This is a genomic window from Streptomyces sp. AK010 (assembly GCF_014207295.1).
GTDB classification, from domain to species: Bacteria; Actinomycetota; Actinomycetes; order Streptomycetales; family Streptomycetaceae; genus Streptomyces; species Streptomyces massasporeus.
The window spans coordinates 377,452-395,522 of record NZ_JACHCX010000002.1 but is presented as its reverse complement, the minus strand read 5'-3'; the positions used below and the strand labels follow the sequence as shown (position 1 = coordinate 395,522).

The following is an 18,071-nucleotide window of genomic DNA, read 5'->3' as shown; positions in this document are numbered from 1 at the left end:
GCCCTCGCCTCGCATCCACCGCGGGAAGGCTCACGGCCCCCACGGGAAGTCCCGCAGCGCCGCGAGATTGCGCAGGGCGAGTTCCGCGGGCCCGTCCGGACCCTCGACGGGGGCGTCCCCCGCGGCCCACGCCTCCAGCGCGGCACGTACGGCGGCGCTGGCCACGGCGGCGGCGAAACGCAGCTCGGGGGTGGCGGTGGGGGGCGGGTGAGGGGTCGCGGCAGAGGGCGGGTGAGGGGTCGCGGTGGAGGCTGGTCCAGGCTCGACGGCAACGTTGTCGCGGCCCTCCGCGGAGCCCTCAGGAAGCCCGGCCGCCCCAGGAACCCCGGCTGTTCCAGGAACCCCGGCCGCCCCAAGAACCCCGACACGTGTCACCCGTTCCGCCAGCACCTCCCCCAGCAGCCGCTCGGACGCCTGGCAGACCTCCGCCCACACCCTGCGCAGGGAGGGGGTCGCCTCGGCCAGGCGCAGCAGCGTGCGGACCCACTCCCAGGAGGACGCCGAGACGCCGACACCCGGGGTGAGGGTGTGGCGGACCCCCTGCTCCAGGGCGTGGAGCACGCCCGCGTCGGCTGGGGCGGCGCGCACCGCCTCCACCCAGCGCTGGGCGCCAACCGCGTAGAGCGGGGCGACGGCCTCTTCCTTGGTGGCGAAGTACCGGTAGAAGGTGCGCGGTGCGATACCGGCGGCCTGGGCGATGTCCTCCGCGCGGGTGGCGCGCAGGCCGTGCCGTACGAAGAGGCCGGCCGCGGCCCGTGCGATCTCCATACGTGTTTCGGTCTTCCGCCGCTCGGTCAGTGAGGACGGGGTCGGGGTGGTGCTGCTCACGCCCGGCAGGCTATGCCCATGTGACACAATCTGCCATCTGGCGGGCCACCCCGTGGTTCAGGTACGGGGTGGCCCGCCCTCCAAACCCGGTCTCCAGCACCCCGCTCTCCAGCACCCCGTCCGGCGCCCCGCAAGCAGAGAGCCGGGCTCCGACGTCCGGGGGGAAGGACGCCGAAGCCCGGCCTCGGGGAAAGTCCCGGCGCCGGGGGGAGTGCGACGGGACTTGGCTGTCGGGGGTCAGGGGGTGTGACCCCGGGCCCGAACTGGTGGACCCAGAAGTCTTGTTCCCTGAGTCCGCGAATTGAAGCGGCGTTACATCGCCATGTTTGCGCGGTCTTTCGCCACCCGGCGTACGCGAGGCCCTCCGGGCGTACACGCTCCGTCACCCACGGGCCGTGGGGACGGGCCGTACGCCCGGACGCTCACCGTCTCGCCGATGTCCGGCCGCCGCACGAACGGAATCTCGCCTCCGTGCGAACACGGTCACATCTCCGCGCGAACAGGGTCACGCCGCCGCGTCGAACCCCGTGCTGCGGGCGAGCTTCTTCAGCTCCAGCAGCGCGTGCTTCTCGATCTGCCGGATGCGCTCGCGGGTCAGGCCGTGCTCCTTGCCGACCTCGGTCAGCGTGCGCTCCCGGCCGTCCTCGATGCCGTAGCGCATCTTGATGATGGACGCCGTGCGCTGGTCGAGGCGGCCGATCAGGTCGTCGAGCTCCTCGCTGCGCAGCAGCGTGAGCACCGACTGCTCGGGCGACACCGCCGAGGTGTCCTCCAGGAGGTCGCCGAACTGGGTCTCGCCCTCGTCGTCCACCGACATGTTCAGCGAGACCGGGTCGCGGGCCCAGTCGAGCACGTCGGTGACGCGCTCCGGCGTCGAGCCGAGCTCGGCGGCGATCTCCGCGGGCTCCGGGTCCCGGCCGTGCTCGCGGTTGAACTCGCGCTGCACACGGCGGATCCGGCCGAGCTCCTCCACGAGGTGGACGGGCAGGCGGATCGTACGGGACTGGTCCGCTATGGAACGGGTGATGGCCTGGCGGATCCACCACGTCGCGTACGTGGAGAACTTGAAGCCCTTGCGGTAGTCGAACTTCTCGACCGCGCGCACCAGGCCGGCGTTGCCCTCCTGGATCAGGTCCAGCAGCGGCAGACCGCTGCGGGGGTAGCGGCGGGCGACCGCGACGACCAGGCGCAAGTTGGAGCGGATGAAGACATCCTTGGCCCGCTCGCTTGCGTCGACCAGGGCCCGCAGTTCCTCGGGCGAGGCCCCGGCCTTGTTCTCCTCGAGGCCGTCGAGGATCTGCTGTGCGAACACACCCGCTTCGATGATCTGGGACAGCTCGACCTCCTTGGCGGCGTCGAGCAGTGGTGTGCGCGCGATCTCGTCGAGGTACATGCCGACCAGGTCGCGGTCGGCGATCTCGCCGCCATGGGCGCGAACACTGCTTGCCGCGTCGGCCGTCTCGCCGGTGGCGGACTGACGACGGGCGACGGCACGGGTTGCCATGCGAGCTCCCTTGCGATGGTGAGGTCAGCGGGTGGTCCTTCGGACGCTGGACTCCGTCTTCCGGGACTCTCCGGACTCTCCTCGGGTGCCCTGCATCCGATGGAAACAACGACTGGAATCAGGACAGAATTCCCAACCGGGTCCCCGATTTTTCTGATCATGCAGTACCCTGTCCGGCCACACAGGGAGGCACGATGCCGTCGCGACGTACAGAGGTGCAGGTCAGGCCGGGAGTCGAGGATGACCTCGAGGCCCTCACGGCCCTCTACAACCACTATGTTCGTGAGACGGCGATCACATTCGATACCGCGATCTTCACTCCGGAGGAGCGCCGCCCTTGGCTGCTCTCCCACCCTGAAGACGGACCGCACCGCCTGATGGTTGCCACGACGGCGAACCCACAGGAGATTCTGGGCTACTCCACATCAAGCCCTTTCCGAACGAAGCCGGCCTATGCCACCTCCGTGGAAACGACCGCGTACGTCGCCCCGGAGGCCGGCCGGCGCGGCGTCGGCACGCTCCTCTACACGGCCCTCTTCGAGGCCCTGTCCGGCGAGGATCTGCACCGCGCCTACGCGGGCATCGCGCTGCCGAACGAGGCGTCGGTCCGGCTGCACGAGCGCCTCGGTTTCCGGTACGTCGGCACCTACCGGGAGGTCGGCCGCAAATTCGGCCGCTACTGGGACGTGGCCTGGTACGAGAAGCCGCTGTAGGCGCCCGTTCCCCGGGTCCTTCTCAGCCGAACTGCACCGACCGCTTCGCCAGCCCCATCCAGAACCCGTCGATCACGGACTTCTGCACGTCCAGCTCACCGGCCGCGTCGGCAGCGCCCATGGTCACGAACAGCGGGGCGAAGTGCTCGGTGCGCGGGTGGGCCAGCTGCCCCGCGGGCGACTTGCGGGTGAAGTCGAGCAGGCCGTCCACGTCACGCGCCTCCAGCGCCCGCCGGCCCCAGTCGTCGAACTCGGACGACCAGGCGGGGATGCCGCCCTGCCGGAGCGCGGCCAGGTTGTGGGTGAAGAAGCCGGAGCCGACGATCAGCACGCCCTCGTCCCGCAGGGGGGCGAGCTTTCGGCCGATCTCCAGGAGCCGGACCGGATCCAGCGTCGGCATGGACACCTGGAGGACCGGGATGTCGGCCTCCGGGTACATCTCGACCAGCGGCACGTATGCGCCGTGGTCGAGGCCGCGGTCGGGGACGTCCTGGACGGGCATACCGGGGGCGCGCAGCAGCTTGCGTACGGACTCGGCGAGCTCCGGTGCGCCGGGGGCGTCGTACGTCACTCGGTAGTAGTGCTCCGGGAAGCCCCAGAAGTCGTAGACGAGCGGGACGGTCTCGATGGCGCCGAGGGCGAGCGGGGCCTCCTCCCAGTGGGCGGAGACGATCAGTATGGACTTGGGGCGCGGCAGTCCGGCGGACCAGGCGGCCAGCTCACCGGGCCAGACCGGGTCGTCCGCCAGGGGCGGCGCGCCGTGGCTGAGGTACAGAGCGGGCATGCGCTCCTGGAGGGCGGCGGACATGCTGCGGCTCCTTCCAAAACATGGTTCCCTACAAAACTGTACGGGCCATTTATTTAAAGTTCAAGGAGGGTCCACGTAGAGTGGAACACATGAAGGCACCCGCATCCGCACCGGCACAGGGCCCCGCAGCGGAGCCCCAGGAACCGCGCTGGCTCACCGACGAGGAGCAGCGCGTCTGGCGCTCGTTCATGGAGGGCGTCACCCTCCTCGACGACCATCTCGACCGTCAGCTGCAACGCGACGCGGGCATGCCGCACGTCTACTACGGCCTGCTGGTCAAGCTCGCCGAGGCGCCGCGGCGGCGGCTGCGGATGACCGAGCTCGCGATGCTGGCGAAGATCACCCGGTCCCGCCTCTCGCACGCCGTCGCGCGTCTGGAGAAGAACGGCTGGGTGCACCGGGAGGACTGCCCCGACGACAAGCGGGGCCAGTTCGCCGTCCTCACGGACGAGGGCCTGGAGGTGCTGCGGCAGACCGCGCCGGGCCATGTGGAGGCCGTACGCCAGGCGGTCTTCGACCGGCTCTCCCCGGAACAGCAGAAGTCCCTCGGCGAGATCATGCGGATCGTCGCCGAGGGACTTCAGCCGACCGAAGCGGGTGCGGACCTGCCTTGGCTCCGCTGACGCGGGAGTGGGGCGGATGCGCCCTGGCTTCACGCTGACGTGGAAGCAGGAGCAGATATGCCCCGGCACCGCTGACCCGGAAGAGAGGCGGATGCGCCCTGGCTTCACGCTGACGCGGAAGCAGGAGCAGATATGCCCCCGCTCCGCTGACGTCCAGGCGGACGGTGCGTAGCTGCACTGCCTCCACTGACGCCGAAGCCGCGAGTGCGCAGCTGCCCTGCTCGCTGACGCGAGGGCGGATGCGGACCTGCCCTGCTCGCTGCCGCGGGAGCAGGGCAGGTCCTGGGTTCCGTAGGTGCGGGGCGTCCCCTTCCCCGCGCCTACGACAGGGCCCGAAGGGGTGCGGTACGCGGCCGTCAGTGGGCGACGACCGGGATCTGCACCTCGTCCGCCGCGTCCTCGTCGGAGGACGCCACCGTCGTACCGCCCGGGCGGCCGGCGTTGACGAACGTCAGGGCGATCGCGGCGGCCACCACGAGGATGCCGACGGCGAACCAGATGGCGCTGGTGTAGCCCTGCACCATGGCCTCCAGCTGGACCAGCTGCTGCTGGGACCGGCTGGTCGCCCCGGCGATGTGGTCGGCGACGTACGCCGTGGTCGCCGAGGCGGCGATGGTGTTCAGCAGGGCCGTGCCGATCGCGCCGCCCACCTGCTGCGAGGTGTTGACCATCGCGGAGGCGACACCGGCGTCCCGCGGCTCGACGCCCTGGGTGGCCAGCGACATGGCCGGCATGAACGCCGTACCCATGCCCAGGCCGAGCAGCAGCATCGCCGGCAGCAGCAGAGCGGCGTACGAGGAGCCGATCTCCAGCTGGGTCAGCAGCAGCATGCCGAGCGCGGCGACCAGGAAGCCCGGGCCCATCAGCAGGCGCGGCGCGACCCGGGTCATCAGGCGGGTGCCGATCTGGGTGGAGCCGGTGATCATGCCCGCGATCATCGGCAGGAAGGCGAACCCGGTCTTGACCGGCGAGTAGCCCTTCACGATCTGCAGGTAGTAGGTCAGGAAGAGGAACAGGCCGAACATCGCGATGATCGCGAGACCGAGGGAGAGGTAGATGCCGCCGCGGTTGCGCTCGGTGATCACGCGCAGCGGCAGCAGCGGGGCCTTGACCTTCGACTCGACGAGCACGAAGGACGCCAGCAGCACGGCCGAGGCGACGAACATGCCGACGGTGACGGAGTCGCTCCAGCCGTTGGACTCGGCGCGGGTGAAGCCGTAGACGAGGGCGACCAGGCCGAGGGTGGAGAGGATGACGCCGGGGATGTCGAGAGGGGAGCGGTTACGGCCGCCCTCGGGCTCACGGATGACGAAGTAGGCGCCGGCCGCGGCGACGATGGCGAACGGGATGTTCACGAAGAACGTCCAGCGCCAGTCCAGGTACTCGGTGAGGAAGCCGCCCAGGATCAGACCGACGGCACCGCCGCCACCGGCGATCGCGCCGTAGATGCCGAACGCCTTGGCGCGCTCCTTGGCGTCGGTGAACATCACCGCGAGCAGGGAGAGCGCGGCGGGCGCGAGCAGGGCTCCGAAGACGCCCTGGAGGGCACGGGCGCCGAACATCGTCGCCTCGTTGGTGGCCGCGCCGCCGAGCGCGGAAGCCGCGGCGAAGCCGCCGAGCCCGACCACGAAGGCCTTCTTGCGGCCCCACAGGTCGGCTATCCGGCCGCCGAACAGGAGCAGACCGCCGAAGGCGAGGGCGTAGGCCGTGACGACCCACTGCCGGTTGCCGTCGGAGATGCCGAGGTCCTGCTGGGCGGAGGGCAGTGCGATGTTCACGATGGTGGCGTCCAGGACGACCATCAGCTGGGCGAGCGCGATGAAGACGAGCGCTTTCCAGCGGCCGGGATCCGGTTCTGCGGCCGGAGCGCTGAGAGCCTTCGAGGCTGTTTCAGACATGGGGATACCCACTTCGGGACTTCGTGACGGAAAAACGGGACGTCGTGATGGAAAAAGGGGTGACGAAGGGTGACGGCTCGTCTGCGGGGACGGCCGTGATGACTGCCGGTCAGGCGATCAGGTCGTAAGACGATCAGGTCGTCAGGTGGTCAGGTGGTCAGGGTTCAGACGGGTGGGGCGGCCTGAACTCATCGGTCAGGGTCGGCGCAGGTCCTCCAGAGTCACCGGCGTGCCCGGGAGGGTGGAGCGAGCCGGAGAGCGCAGCCCGTCCAGGAACAGCTGGAGATGGCGGTGGACGAAGCGGTCGGCGTGGAAGCAGTCCGTACCGGCCGGGGGCCGGCTCAGCTGGGCCACGGCGATCATGACGTCCCCGACATCCACGTCGGACCGGAGCTGCCCGGCCGACCTGGCGCGGTCCATGACCTCCGCGACCAGCCGTTCGACCCGTTCGCGCGCGGCCTCCAGATCCGGGTGGTGCTGGTCGAACGTGCTGGAGACCATCGGGCACAGTGCGCTGATCCGCTCGTCGGCCGCGGCGTGCACGAAGCGCTCCAGCGCCTCGAACGCGTCGCCGGTCTCGGTCAGCGCGGCCTCGGCGGCGGCGGCCGTACGGTCCATGACGGAGCAGACGACCTCGCGGACGAGCGCGTCGCGGTCCGGGAAGTTGCGGTACACCGTGGCATTGCCGACGCCGGCCCGGCGGGCGATGTCGTCGAGCGGCACCTCGGGGCCGTGCTCGACGAACATCTCCCGGGCGGCGGTGACGATCCGCTCCCGGTTGCGCAGGGCGTCGGCGCGAGGCCGGGGCGCCTTGCGCGTGACGGGGTTGGCGGTCTGCACGGCGTACTCCTGGCGCTTGTGGGTGTGTGGTGCTTGAAGGTGTCTCGTGGTCCGATCCGGGGAGCAAGTCCCCGTTTCGTTCCGACACATGGCTAAACGGGGAGTGGGTCCCCGGTATTTCCCGCTCCCACCGAAATTGTTTGTGACCTGGCTCACAATCCCATCGGGCCGCTACTGACGGGAAACCCACGATCGGTCTCTTCCAACGCGCGTACCCCCACCCCGCGACGCAGGGTGATCGCAAGGGTGCAGCCGGGACCGGGAGGCTGCCGTGGCGCGGGAGGTCCCTTGCAGGTCCCTTGCATACAGCCACGGCCCCGGCGCCCGCGCCCGGACGGCACGGGTCTGCCCGGCGGCCGGATACCCAGGCGCCGGATACCCAGGCGCCGGCTGGCCGCGCTGGCCTGCGTGACCGCCCTGACCTTCACGGTCAGCACCTCGGCCGGCACGGGCCGTCTCACCCCGGGCACCAATGCGGCGGGAGCGGGCCCGATCACCCTGTCCCACACCGCCGAGCACGGCCCCTGCATGATCCGCGGCGCCCGCGAGGTCCAGATGTCGGAGGGCATCCCCACCTCCACCGGCTACACCCGCTCCACCGGCACCGTCCGCGCCCTCACCCTGATGATCGACTTCTCCGACGCACCCGGCCAGGGCGACGCCCAGGACCGCTACCACGAGTTCTTCCCGCAGACCCGCGAGTGGTTCCGCACCAGCTCCTACGGCCGTCTCGACTACCGCCCCGAGACCCCGATCCCGGGGTGGCTGAGGATGCCGAAGTCCTTCCGCGAGTACGGCATAGAGCGCGGGGCCTCGTTCGACCCCGGCTACCGCACGATGGTCCAGGACCTCGTGGCCGTGGCCGACCCGAAGGTGGACTTCCGCGCGTACGACCTGCTGAACGTCCTGGTGAGCCCCAACGCCGGCCCCTCCGCCCTGGACACCGTCCTGTCCGTCACCTTCGCCGGCAATCCGGAGGCACCCAGGGCCGACGGCATACCCGTGGCCAACGCGTCCTTCGTCTACTCCCGCCAGGACGACGGCTCGGGCTCCTACGACCGCACCGGCTACCGCGTCCTCCCCCACGAGAACGGCCACGTCTTCGGCCTGCCCGACCTGTACACCGCGGAGGGCGGGGGCGCGGTCGGCCACTGGGACATCATGAGCGAGGACTGGGGCGCCAACAACGACTTCCTCGGCTGGCACAAGTGGAAGCTGGGCTGGCTCGACGCCGCCCAGGTCCACTGCGCGGCGTCCTCCGGCACCACGGAGTACACCCTGACGCCCCTGGCCCTGGCCGGCGGCTCCAAGCTGGTCTTCGTCCCCCTCGACAGCAGAACCGGATACGCCGTCGAACTGCGCACCCGCGCCGGAAACGACGAGGCGGTGTGCCGCCCCGGCGTCCTGATCTACAAGGTCGACGCGGAGGTGGACACGGGCATGGGCCCGGTCACCGTCCAGGACGCCCGCCGTGACAGCGGCGGCTGCACGCGCACGCCGAACGTCCACGCGGAGCTGTCGGACGCGCCGTTCACGCCCGGGGAGACGTTCCGCGACACGGCGAGGGGGATCACGATCGAGGTCGCGGGCGTGGGGGCGGGAGCGGCGGGGGCGGGTGTGGAGGGGGGATATCGGGTGCGGGTGACGAGGGAGTAGGGGGTGGGGGGCGGGGGTGGGGACCGGGTAGGGGTGGGGATCGGGTGGGGGAGGGGACCGGGTGGGGATGCGGAACGGGTAGGGGTGGGGACCTGGTGGGGATGGGGACCTGGTGGGGTGGAAACCTGGCGAGGGGTGGGGAACCGGGCGGGGATGGGGACCTGGTGGGGTGGAAACCTGGCGAGGGGTGGGGACCTGGTGGGGATGGGGACCGGACGGGGGGTGGGAACCGGGCGGGGGGTGGGAACCGGGCGAGGGGTGGGGAACCGGGCGGGGGTGGTGGAACCCCTCCCGGCCTGCGGGCCACCAGGGCACCGATTCCGGATTACGGTGGGCCTGCCGCGACCGTCGCGAGCGCCGTACCGGAGAGCCGATGCCAGCGAAGCGCACGCCCGAGACCCCGGAGGGGTCCGCCCCACCGGCCGCCGAGAAGGAGCCGCCACCGGTCGGGGAAACGACCGCGTCGGCCACGCGGAGGGGCGACCGGGCCGCCGGGACGGCCGGCTCGGACGCAGGGACGGCCGGATCGGCCACAGTGACGGCCGCATGGACGTCCGGATCGGCGGTCGGCTCGGCGGCGGAGCGAGAGGTCCCCGCCGAGGCGGTCACTCCCCTGATCCGCGGCATCGCGGTGCTGCGGGAACTGACGGAGGCGGGCGGCACGCTGAGCCTGAGCGGCCTGGAACGCGCGAGCGGCCTGGCCCGCTCCACGGTCGACCGCATCACGGCCACGCTCGCCCGCATGGGCTACGTCCGTTTCGACGGCCGGGACGTCCATCTGTCCCCCCGCCTGATGGAACTGGGCAACGCCTACATGTCGGCCCTGCGCCTGCCCGCCCTGCTCTCCCCGCACGCGGACGCCCTGGCCGACGAACTGGACGAGTCGGTCTCCCTGGCGGTCGCCGACCGCGACGGCATCCGCTTCATCCACCAGACGACCCGCCGCCGCGCGATGTCCCTCAGCTTCCGCATCGGCGACCTGCTCCCCGCCGAACGCACGGCCCCCGGCCCGCTGTTCGCGACCCAGTGGACGGCAGCGGACTGGCAACGCTGGCGTGAGCGCAGGGCGGCGGACCCGAGGGACCTGTCCTTCACGGCCGTACCGCCCCGCACGTACGAAGGGGACGCGGAGGGCGACGAGACGTTCGTACACCGCACGCGAGAGGCGTCGACCCACGGCTGGTCCCTGGACGACCAGCTCATCGAGCCGGGCCTGGTGGCGATCTCGGTACCGGTCCGCTCCCCCGGCCCCGGCGGCCGGATCGCGAGCGTGGCCAGCGTGGTCAGCCACACGAGCCGCCACACCGCGCGCGACCTGCGGACGACGCTGCTGCCGAGGCTGCGGTCCGCGGTGCGGGCGATGGAACGCGAACTCCACACCGCCCCGCCCCCCGAGCCCGGCCCGCCCCCGTCGGACCTGGCCCTGTGGACCGGCGCGTCCAAGCAGCAACTGGGCCGCGAGTTCATCGAATCCCTGGCCCGGGGCCTGACGGTCCTCACGGCCTTCGGCGAGGGCAGGCCGGAGCTGACCCTCACGGAGGTGTCCCGGGCGACGGGCCTGGCCCGGGCGACGGCCCGCCGGGCCCTGATCACCTACGAACACCTGGACCTGGTCGCCGCGACGGGCCGCACCTTCACACTGACCCCGCGGGTCCTCGCCCTCGGCTTCCCTCCCCTGTCCCGCACGTCCCTCCCCGAGATCGCCCAGCCCCACCTGGCCGACCTGACGTCCCGCATCCACGAGTCGACGTCACTGGCGGTGCTGTCGGAGTCCGGCGAGGAGATCCAGTACACGGCCCGGGTGGCGACGGCCCGGGTGATGAGCGTGAACATCACGGTCGGCACGCGGCTGCCGGCGTACGCGACGGCACTGGGCAGGGTGCTGCTGGCGGACGCGTCCGGGGACACCCTCCCCTCCGCATCCCTGCGGGCCTTCACCCCGCACACGATCACGGACGAGCGGACGCTGGCGGAGGCCCTGACCTCGGTCCGCGCGCAGGGCTACGCCCTGGTGGACGAGGAACTGGAAGAGGGCCTCCGCTCGATCGCGGTCCCGATCCGCGACGGCTCGGGCCGGGTGGTGGCGGCCCTGAACACGGCGATGCACGCGAGCCGCCGCACCCCGAGGGAGTGCGTGACGGACCTGGTCCCGGAACTGACGGCCACGGCGGCCCGCATCCAGACGGACCTCCACACAGCGGCCCGCTTCACCCATGTCCCCCTGACCTGACGCGTCTTCGGCGACGCCTTCCCTCAATATCTCCGGCCCAGCAGGAAGGACGCATAACCGATACCGTCCGGGTACCGCTGTGATGCCGAGACCGTCATTGTTCTGGCAGGTCAGCGGTGTTGCGGTGCGGGGGGTGGTGGTCGAGGTCGACGTCCAGGACCGGGTGTCAGCGATGAACAGCAGCTGGATCTTGCCGCGTTCGGCGGCCTGCGCGTAACGCACGAACTGGTCCATGTCCGTGTAGCTGTTCAGGTTCGCACCGGGCAGCCGCCAGACCCCGGGTGCGGCCCCGGATCCGCCGTTGAACTGTATGCCCAGGATCACCTGTCAGCTTGTCATGGCTACTCCTCAGACGCGGCGATGAGAAACGGAGAATGTCTGCGATGCGGGCGCCGGGCCCGCCCGCCGAATGGTTCCGGCAGTCGGTGGAACTACTGCCTGCTGAGGACTCCCGGTGTGTCATGCAGGACCACGCTCCGCTGCAGCGGAACCCGCTCCGTGCGGAGCATGTTCACCGGTGCCTCCGGGTCGGCCATGCCGAAGGAGATGCCGAACAGCAGCTTGAGCTCCGCGGGGACGCCCAGGAACTCGCGGACGGTGTCGGCATAGACGCCGAGGACGGTCTGCGGGATGCCGGCCAGCCCCCGGGCCGCCAGCGAGAGCAGGAAGTTCTGCGCGTACATGCCGATGTCGCCGGCCGTCCGCACCCCGTCGCCAAGGGCCGGCATGAACAGGAAGGCGGCATGGGGAGCGCCGTAGAACTCCAGGTTCTCGCGGACCGCCGCCCTCCTGCCGTCCCGGTCCGAGCGCTCGACGCCCCGGACCCGGTAGACACTCGCGCCCAGGGCCCGCGACCGCTCGAGGTAGAGCCCGTCGCCGTAGCCATCGGTGAAATCCGGGGAGGTCCGCCCCTCCTCCTCGGCCCGGAGCAGCTCTTTGGCCAGGGTGTCCCGTGCCGCACCTGAGACGACGTGCACCGTCCACGGCTGGGTGTTGCTGTTCGAGGGGGCGGTCTGCGCGTCTTCCAGCACACCGCGGATGTCCGCAGGGGACAGGGCTGTGGACAGGAACTGCCGGGGGGGAGCGTCGGGAGCGTGCGATGTCGGTGAAGGGTGATGCGGTGCCGGGCAAGGCGGTTCCTCTCCGTGGCGCGCAGTCATCTGCCATGCCGCGCTGCGCGGAGGCCGCCGTGGCTGCGGACGCACCCTGCGGGTGCCGACAGGCTTGCGTATGTTCGCAGGCAGCGGCGTGCCGAAGCTGCAGTCTGCAGCGGGGGGACTGTGCGCTCTTCGTGTTGGTCTTCGTTCGTGGTGTGCCAGCGTTGCCGTCCTCGTGCCGTTACGTGCACGAAAGCCGTGTCGGGTGTCTCAGCGGTGGGCGGCGCGGTTCATCTCGACGACGTCCTCGACGGTGGGATCGGCACCGAGGGCGGCGATGCGTTCCGGGAGGCTGTCGCCATTGCTGCGTCCTTGACGCGGTCGGCCGCGGCCAGGGCCGCCGGCAGTTCGTCGAGGGTCAGTTCGGTGCAGTAGGCGGGGCTGTTCGGCTGCTGGCGCCAGGAGTCGGCCAGCGGGCCGGCGTCGTAGGGGTCGAAGCCGGTGTCGTCCACCAGGCTCATGGCCGCCTTCCGCGCCTCCTCGGAGTCACCGGCGACGGGGATGGCGAGGCGGCCGGGCGTTCCGGCCGGGGCGCCCTTGGTCCGCTGGGTTTCGGCCAGGGCTGCGTTCCACGCCTTGACCACGGGGCGGCCGAGCAGCTCGGCGGTGTACACGCTCTCCACCTGACCCTTGTCCACCGCCTCGATCGGCTCGCTGAGCATGCCGGGGTAGTAGTTCGAGGTGTCGATGACCACCGTCTGGTCGGGCACCGACGCGAACAGGTCCGCCAGCTGGCCCGCCACCCCGAACGGGATCGACAGGACGATGACGTCCCGGCCCTGGACGGCGGCCTCGGAGAGGTCCACCGCGCGGGCCCCGGTCTCCAGCACCTCCGCCCGGACGGCCTCGGGGCCGCGGGCGTCGGCCACCTGGACATCGTGACCGGCCGTGCTGAGCTTGGCAGCGAGGTTCCCGCCGATGGCGCCAGCGCCTATGACAGTAATTTTCATGATTTGTTCCTTAGGAGGTTGTGCCGCCCCTGGGGCAGCACGATGTGATGGATGGTGGTGCCGCCTGGCGTTGCGGGGGCGGAGCGGGGCTGGGTGCCTGGCGGATTACGCCTGGGGGTCCTGCTGGCGGTAGCCGCTCGCGATGAGCGTGCGGAGCCGGTCGAGCGGCTCCTCCTCGGTGCCGGTGCCCTTGATCCAGGCAACGGAGCAGGCCGCGAGGAACAGGTCGTGCCCCCGCACCGACGCGCGCACGCGCCCCGCGAGCTGGGCGGCTCGCACGTACTGATCGGTGGCGGTGATGAGGATGTGGCAGGGAATGGTGAGCGGGTTGTCCGGCTCCTGCGCCCGGGCGGCGGCCATGAGCGGGTCCGGCAGCCCGCTGAAGGCGCTGAAGTACTCCTCCATCGCCCGCAGCCACTGGTCCAGCGCCTCGGCGGGGTCGTTGAGCTGTTCGATGTCAGCCTGGCGGGCCACCAGCTCCTCGGAGCGTGTCTGCAGCACGGCCGCCAGCAGCGCTTCCCGGGTGGGGAAGTGCCGGTACAGGGTGCCGGGTCCGACGCCCGCGTCCTTGGCCACCGCCTCAAGGGAGGTGCCGACCCCGTGCTGCAGGAAGTGACGCTGCGCGGTCTCCAGGAGGGCCGCGCGGTTGCGCTGGACGTCCGCGCGGGGCTTACGTCCACGCTGTTCGCCGGCACTCATGCGCCCTCCTGCCTGCCGTGATCCTGCGGCCGCATCAAAACGGATGCTGCCTCCGTACACATTCGAGAGTAAAGCGGAGGCAGCGTCCGGTCAAACTGGCGGCCTGAGGGCGGAGCTCGGACATCACAGGGGGCCTACCTGTTTCGCTGTGGAACGCTGGGCACAAGCCGTGCGGGCTGCACCATTCCAAATGCCCTTGTCCGGCCCCTCCCGCGCCGAACCGGCCCGGTCCCCCGGTCCAGGACGTCAGGGGGTGAGCTGCTGGTGTCCGATGACGGAGAGCAGTTCGAGTTTGCTGTGGCTCTCCGTGCCGGGGCGAGTGGTCAGCACCACCAGGGTCTGGGCGCGGTTCTCGGTGTACAGGAGCTGGGGGTCGACGTCGATGCGGCCGAGTTCGGGATGGAGGAGGGTCTTGCAGTCACCGTAGCGAGCGACCTCCTGAAGCTCCCACATGCGGACGAACTCGGGGCTGTGTTCCTGGAGTTCGGCGAGGATCCGGGCGGCTCGGGGGGTGTCGCTGCCGGCGGTCAGCGCGGCGCGCAGGCGCGCCGCCTGGGCACGGCCGTGGCGTTCGTGGGTCTCCTCGGGATACACCAGACGCTCGGCCGGGTCCATGAACCAGCGGTAGTAGCCGCTACTGGCCAGACCGGTGTGGCGGGTCTGGTCGCCGAGCAGCGCGACGGCCAAGGAGTTCATCGCGAGGGTGTCGACCAGGTCGGTCGTTACCAGGGCCGGGGAGTCGTCCAGGCGATCCAGGACCCGCAGCAGCGTCGGGCTGACATGCTCCGAGCGCAGAAAACGGGCCGGTGCGTTGTGACCGATGAGCGCGAAGAGATGGTCGCGTTCGTCCAAGGTCAGCCGCAATGCCCGGGCGAGAGCCGTGGTGATCTGGACCGAGGGCTGCGGTGCCCGCTGCTGTTCCAGCCGGGCGTAGTAGTCGGTGGACATGCCGGCGAGCTGGGCGACCTCCTCGCGGCGCAGACCCTGCGTACGCCTGCGCGCCCCCTCGACCAGCCCGACATCACGGGGCCGCAGCGCCTCACGCCGGTGGCGCAGGAATTCCGCCAGTTCCTTCTTGTCCATGCCCCCATCCTCGCCCCCATCCCGCCGGGCTATCCAGAGACCGTCGATCCATGGCTAAGCCACTCCTCTCCCAGCCGCGCGAAGGCGCTCACACGGCCGACACCGAGGGCGGCGCTCGCAGCGAGACGATCCGATGATCACCTGACCGGCATGACCCGCTGGCAAATTCACCTACCGTCGGCGGTACGCCGCAGGCTGTCGGTCTGGAAGACGGCCCGCCGCGACGATCCCCCCGTCGAGGACACCCAACGCTTTGACCGGCCCCGGGACTCGTCACCCGGCCCGGCCGACACGACGATGTTCGCCGTGTCAGACAGGCGCTCACGTGTTTCTCGGCGCTCAGGACGGAGCCGGTCGCCTCCAGTGCGACGCCCGGGGCGAAGCCGAAGGCGCTTCCTTACCGTTCCGCGTCTCCGGTGAGAACCTCCCCGAGGCGGGTCCAGCTCGCGATCATCCATGATGCGGCCCGACAGGACCCGCCCGCGCGCTGTTGTTCCGCGTCTGCCACAGATCGGTCAGCTGCCGCTGAGCATGGCGAGGACTTCGCCGTAGGAGCCGTTGGCCACCGCGTCGCGGAGGAACCTGGCTCGCTCCACGACCAGCTCCTTCGCATCGGGCTTCTCACGCAGCAGGCCGAGAACCTCGGTGAGGAAGTCGTCCAGCGGCATGGACTGGTCGTTGTCCTGCTGGCCCATCAGGGTCGTGCGCACAGCCGGCGGGACCACCTCGATCACCTGCACGCCGGCATCAGCACCGGCGAGTTGGATGCGGAGGCTCTCGGAGAAGGAGTGCAGCGCGGCCTTGGTCGCGCTGTAGGTCGGCGTGAACGGGAGCGGTACGAACGCCAGCGCGGAAGTGACGTTCACGACGACCGCGTCGTCCTTGCCCACCAACAGCGGCAGGAAGGCGTACGTCATCCGGATCGTGCCGAGCAGATTGGTCGCGACGTGATCCTCGGCGGCCTGGAGTCCGGCCGGGTCGAGGACGCTCTCCAGCAGCTGAATGCCCGCGTTGTTGACCAGGATGTTCAGCCCGGGGTGGCTCGCCTCCACTGCCTCACGGGCCCGGGCGATCGAGCCGGGGTCCGCGACATCGAGGACGAGCGCGTCGATGCCGGGGTGCTCGGCCGTGATCTCGTCGAGGAGTTCCTTGCGCCGGCCGGCGACGATCACCTTGTTGCCTGCCTCGTGGAGACGCAGGGCCAGACCGAGGCCGATGCCCGAGGTGCCGCCGGTGATCAGGATCGTGTTGCCGGTCATCTTCATGAGGGTCCTGCTCCTTAGGTACGGCGGGCCGGTGAGCGCCCGCAGCCTCGGCCGTAGGGGCGTCCGCGAAGGGGCAGGAGAGGACGGTATATCCATGGATGGGTGGTCTCTGCCTCATGAAGCGAACGCTGGCCGTCGGGCTGGGTCCTGCAGAAGCGGGACGGCGGCCGCGGTCCCGGCCGAGGCGTTGTCCACGCCGTTGACTGCCAGGAAGCACTCGCTGGGGCGCCGCTGCTGACCCTGGACCGGGCACTGGGCGCCGCGGAGCATCCCGGTACCCGGCTGTGCTCTCCGTGCAGCCCATGCTCGACATCCCGTACGAGCTGGTTGAGCACGTCTCGTAGCTCACGACCGCAGCTCTTTCCTGTGCGCGATCTCCATGGTGGCCGGCTGGGGAGGATTGTCGGTCCATGGACATGTGATCCTCTCCCGCCCCCGCCGATACACCCCCATAGTCGAGACTGCCGGGCGCGCCCGGCCCCTGCGGCGAAGGAGAGTATCGCCGAGGTCAACGGCGCCTACGACCAGGTGCTGGCCCTGCTGAGCGGCGCCAAGGCCTGATCCAGCAACGCACAAAATGGAGAGCCGAACGTGAAACCCACGAATGAAGACACCGTCGAAATCAGCAGGGTCGTGGCGCTGTGGGCGCACATCATGGACGACCACGAACTGGACCGTCTCGGCGAATGCCTCACCGAAGACGCGGTGTGGGACGGCAGCGTCTTCGGCGGTGACCCGGTCGTCGGGCTGGACGCGATCGCGGCCTTCATGAACGCCCCCGGACACGCGAAGGCCCACCACACGACGAACATCGTCGTGTCGGAAGGCCCGGGCGACGAGGTGCGGGCCCGATCCAAAGGACTGAGCCTGCTGGAGGGCGGCGATGTCGCCAGCGTCGTATACGCCGACGACCTGCGACGCACCGATGACGGCTGGCGCATTTCCCGGCGGGCCATCCATCTCACCTGGCCACGTCGCTTCTAGGGGTGCTTGCAAAAGCCGGGTGCTTGCGGGCGAGTGTCATGCAGTGGGCGAGTTGCAGGAAGGCGTCGTGCATGTCGTCGCGTGCTTCCCACCGGATCCACAGGCGGCGAGGGCCACGGAGCCAGGCGTTGGCGGACTCGGCGTCCCAGCGGACCATGCCCGGACCCGAGCCGTGCGGCTGGCTCCGTCGAGCGATCTTCGGTGTGATGCCACGCTCGCGCAGTCGGCGGCGATAGAGGTCGTAGTCCGGGCCGCGGTCGGCATACAGCATCCTGGGTTTGCGCCGGGGGCGGCCCCGCTTGCCCGCACCGGCCCAAGGCTGTCGATCAGCGTCAGAAGCCCGGTGACATCGTGGCGGTGACCGCCGGTCAGAGACACCCGCAGCGGAGTGCCGCGGGCATCGGTGAGCACGTGATGCTTCGAACCCGGCCGCCCGCGGTCAACCGGGCTCGAACCGACTTTCGGGCTGCTTCGCCCCCGCTTGGCCTGCACATGAGAGGCGTCGACGGTGGCGCGGGAGAAGTCGAGACGGTCCGCCGCCCGCAACCCGTCCAGCAGCACCCGCTGGAGCTCCTCCCACACCCCTGCCTCCTGCCACTTGGCCAGCCGCCGCCCGCAGGCAGGACCCGAACCGAACCCCAACTCCTGCGGCAGGAACTCTCACTGGACACCTGTGTACAGGACGAACAACACACCCTGGAGCGTCCTGCGGTCATCGCTCCGCTTACGCCCCCGGTATCGGAACCGCCGCTCATGCTTCGGCAACAGCGGCTCGATCACCACCCACAACCCGTCACTGACCTCCCACGGCTTCCGCCGCGCCATGCACCCCA

The 18,071-nt window shown here is 70.5% G+C and carries 16 protein-coding genes and 1 pseudogene; 6 read left to right on the top strand and 11 right to left on the bottom strand.

Annotated elements, in window-relative coordinates; genetic code table 11:
* Positions 1-30: 30 nt before the first annotated feature.
* Positions 31-828 carry a TetR/AcrR family transcriptional regulator gene (locus tag HDC93_RS05105; RefSeq protein ID WP_398983842.1) on the bottom strand — a complete coding sequence of 266 codons (798 nt, stop codon included), beginning with the start codon at positions 826-828 and terminating at the stop codon, positions 31-33.
* 505 nt (positions 829-1,333) lie between these two features.
* A complete protein-coding gene (locus HDC93_RS05100; RefSeq protein ID WP_097217153.1) occupies positions 1,334-2,332 on the bottom strand; it encodes an RNA polymerase sigma factor RpoD/SigA in 999 nt (332 codons plus the stop codon).
* Positions 2,333-2,526: 194 nt separating this feature from the next.
* On the opposite strand from HDC93_RS05100, the gene HDC93_RS05095 reads away from it, so the two are divergent.
* Positions 2,527-3,045, top strand: coding sequence for a GNAT family N-acetyltransferase (locus tag HDC93_RS05095; protein WP_185007551.1), 519 nt, complete (start codon positions 2,527-2,529; stop codon positions 3,043-3,045).
* Between the two features lie 22 nt (positions 3,046-3,067).
* Here the strand turns inward: HDC93_RS05095 and HDC93_RS05090 are convergent, their stop codons facing one another.
* Entirely contained in the window at positions 3,068-3,853 is a 786-nt protein-coding gene (locus HDC93_RS05090) for a dioxygenase (RefSeq protein ID WP_185007549.1), read from the bottom strand.
* 89 nt (positions 3,854-3,942) lie between these two features.
* On the opposite strand from HDC93_RS05090, the gene HDC93_RS05085 reads away from it, so the two are divergent.
* Positions 3,943-4,476 (top strand): MarR family winged helix-turn-helix transcriptional regulator, encoded by a 534-nt coding sequence (locus HDC93_RS05085; RefSeq protein ID WP_185007548.1) that lies wholly within the window; start codon positions 3,943-3,945, stop codon positions 4,474-4,476.
* A gap of 356 nt (positions 4,477-4,832) precedes the next feature.
* Here the strand turns inward: HDC93_RS05085 and HDC93_RS05080 are convergent, their stop codons facing one another.
* Entirely contained in the window at positions 4,833-6,374 is a 1,542-nt protein-coding gene (locus HDC93_RS05080) for an MFS transporter (protein WP_185007546.1), read from the bottom strand.
* Positions 6,375-6,569: 195 nt separating this feature from the next.
* Positions 6,570-7,214 carry a TetR/AcrR family transcriptional regulator gene (locus tag HDC93_RS05075; RefSeq protein WP_185007544.1) on the bottom strand — a complete coding sequence of 215 codons (645 nt, stop codon included), beginning with the start codon at positions 7,212-7,214 and terminating at the stop codon, positions 6,570-6,572.
* 408 nt (positions 7,215-7,622) lie between these two features.
* Here HDC93_RS05075 and HDC93_RS05070 point away from each other — a divergent pair, with 408 nt between their 5' ends.
* Both HDC93_RS05070 and HDC93_RS05065 read left to right on the top strand, forming a co-directional pair.
* A complete protein-coding gene (locus tag HDC93_RS05070; protein WP_311774491.1) occupies positions 7,623-8,870 on the top strand; it encodes a M6 family metalloprotease domain-containing protein in 1,248 nt (415 codons plus the stop codon).
* Positions 8,871-9,243: 373 nt separating this feature from the next.
* Positions 9,244-11,100, top strand: coding sequence for an IclR family transcriptional regulator C-terminal domain-containing protein (locus HDC93_RS05065; protein ID WP_260419414.1), 1,857 nt, complete (start codon positions 9,244-9,246; stop codon positions 11,098-11,100).
* Between the two features lie 431 nt (positions 11,101-11,531).
* Here HDC93_RS05065 and HDC93_RS05060 read toward each other — a convergent pair whose 3' ends face one another.
* From HDC93_RS05060 to HDC93_RS05040, 5 genes are all read right to left on the bottom strand, one after another.
* On the bottom strand, positions 11,532-12,131 hold the full coding sequence (locus HDC93_RS05060) for a nitroreductase (RefSeq protein WP_311774490.1): 600 nt from the start codon (positions 12,129-12,131) through the stop codon (positions 11,532-11,534).
* 356 nt (positions 12,132-12,487) lie between these two features.
* Positions 12,488-13,207 (bottom strand): NADPH-dependent F420 reductase, encoded by a 720-nt coding sequence (locus tag HDC93_RS05055; protein WP_260419413.1) that lies wholly within the window; start codon positions 13,205-13,207, stop codon positions 12,488-12,490.
* A 105-nt stretch (positions 13,208-13,312) separates the two neighbouring features.
* Complete coding sequence (locus HDC93_RS05050) at positions 13,313-13,906, bottom strand: TetR/AcrR family transcriptional regulator (RefSeq protein ID WP_185007542.1); 594 nt, start codon at positions 13,904-13,906, stop codon at positions 13,313-13,315.
* Between the two features lie 246 nt (positions 13,907-14,152).
* Entirely contained in the window at positions 14,153-14,989 is an 837-nt protein-coding gene (locus HDC93_RS05045; RefSeq protein ID WP_185007540.1) for a helix-turn-helix transcriptional regulator, read from the bottom strand.
* Between the two features lie 515 nt (positions 14,990-15,504).
* Positions 15,505-16,254 (bottom strand): SDR family oxidoreductase, encoded by a 750-nt coding sequence (locus HDC93_RS05040; protein WP_185007537.1) that lies wholly within the window; start codon positions 16,252-16,254, stop codon positions 15,505-15,507.
* A gap of 147 nt (positions 16,255-16,401) precedes the next feature.
* Between HDC93_RS05040 and HDC93_RS39580 the strand changes: the two genes are divergently transcribed.
* Together HDC93_RS39580 and HDC93_RS05035 are read left to right on the top strand one after the other, a co-directional pair.
* A complete protein-coding gene (locus tag HDC93_RS39580; protein ID WP_398983978.1) occupies positions 16,402-16,815 on the top strand; it encodes a DUF6233 domain-containing protein in 414 nt (137 codons plus the stop codon).
* Positions 16,816-16,845: 30 nt separating this feature from the next.
* On the top strand, positions 16,846-17,238 hold the full coding sequence (locus HDC93_RS05035) for a nuclear transport factor 2 family protein (RefSeq protein ID WP_185007536.1): 393 nt from the start codon (positions 16,846-16,848) through the stop codon (positions 17,236-17,238).
* Here the strand turns inward: HDC93_RS05035 and HDC93_RS05030 are convergent.
* Positions 17,216-18,063, bottom strand: a pseudogene (locus HDC93_RS05030) (IS5 family transposase). The gene HDC93_RS05035 and the pseudogene HDC93_RS05030 sit on opposite strands and share 23 nt — an antisense overlap.
* Between the last annotated feature and the right edge of the window lie 8 nt (positions 18,064-18,071).

Coding starts and splice junctions, on each gene's coding strand:
- HDC93_RS05065 (WP_260419414.1), top strand. CDS start 9,244: ATGCCAGCGAAGCGCACGCCCGAGACCCCGGAGGGGTCCGCCCCACCG.
- HDC93_RS05050 (WP_185007542.1), bottom strand. CDS start 13,906: ATGAGTGCCGGCGAACAGCGTGGACGTAAGCCCCGCGCGGACGTCCAG.
- HDC93_RS05095 (WP_185007551.1), top strand. CDS start 2,527: ATGCCGTCGCGACGTACAGAGGTGCAGGTCAGGCCGGGAGTCGAGGAT.
- HDC93_RS05040 (WP_185007537.1), bottom strand. CDS start 16,254: ATGAAGATGACCGGCAACACGATCCTGATCACCGGCGGCACCTCGGGC.
- HDC93_RS05100 (WP_097217153.1), bottom strand. CDS start 2,332: ATGGCAACCCGTGCCGTCGCCCGTCGTCAGTCCGCCACCGGCGAGACG.
- HDC93_RS05055 (WP_260419413.1), bottom strand. CDS start 13,207: ATGAAAATTACTGTCATAGGCGCTGGCGCCATCGGCGGGAACCTCGCT.
- HDC93_RS05085 (WP_185007548.1), top strand. CDS start 3,943: ATGAAGGCACCCGCATCCGCACCGGCACAGGGCCCCGCAGCGGAGCCC.
- HDC93_RS05090 (WP_185007549.1), bottom strand. CDS start 3,853: ATGTCCGCCGCCCTCCAGGAGCGCATGCCCGCTCTGTACCTCAGCCAC.
- HDC93_RS05045 (WP_185007540.1), bottom strand. CDS start 14,989: ATGGACAAGAAGGAACTGGCGGAATTCCTGCGCCACCGGCGTGAGGCG.
- HDC93_RS05080 (WP_185007546.1), bottom strand. CDS start 6,374: ATGTCTGAAACAGCCTCGAAGGCTCTCAGCGCTCCGGCCGCAGAACCG.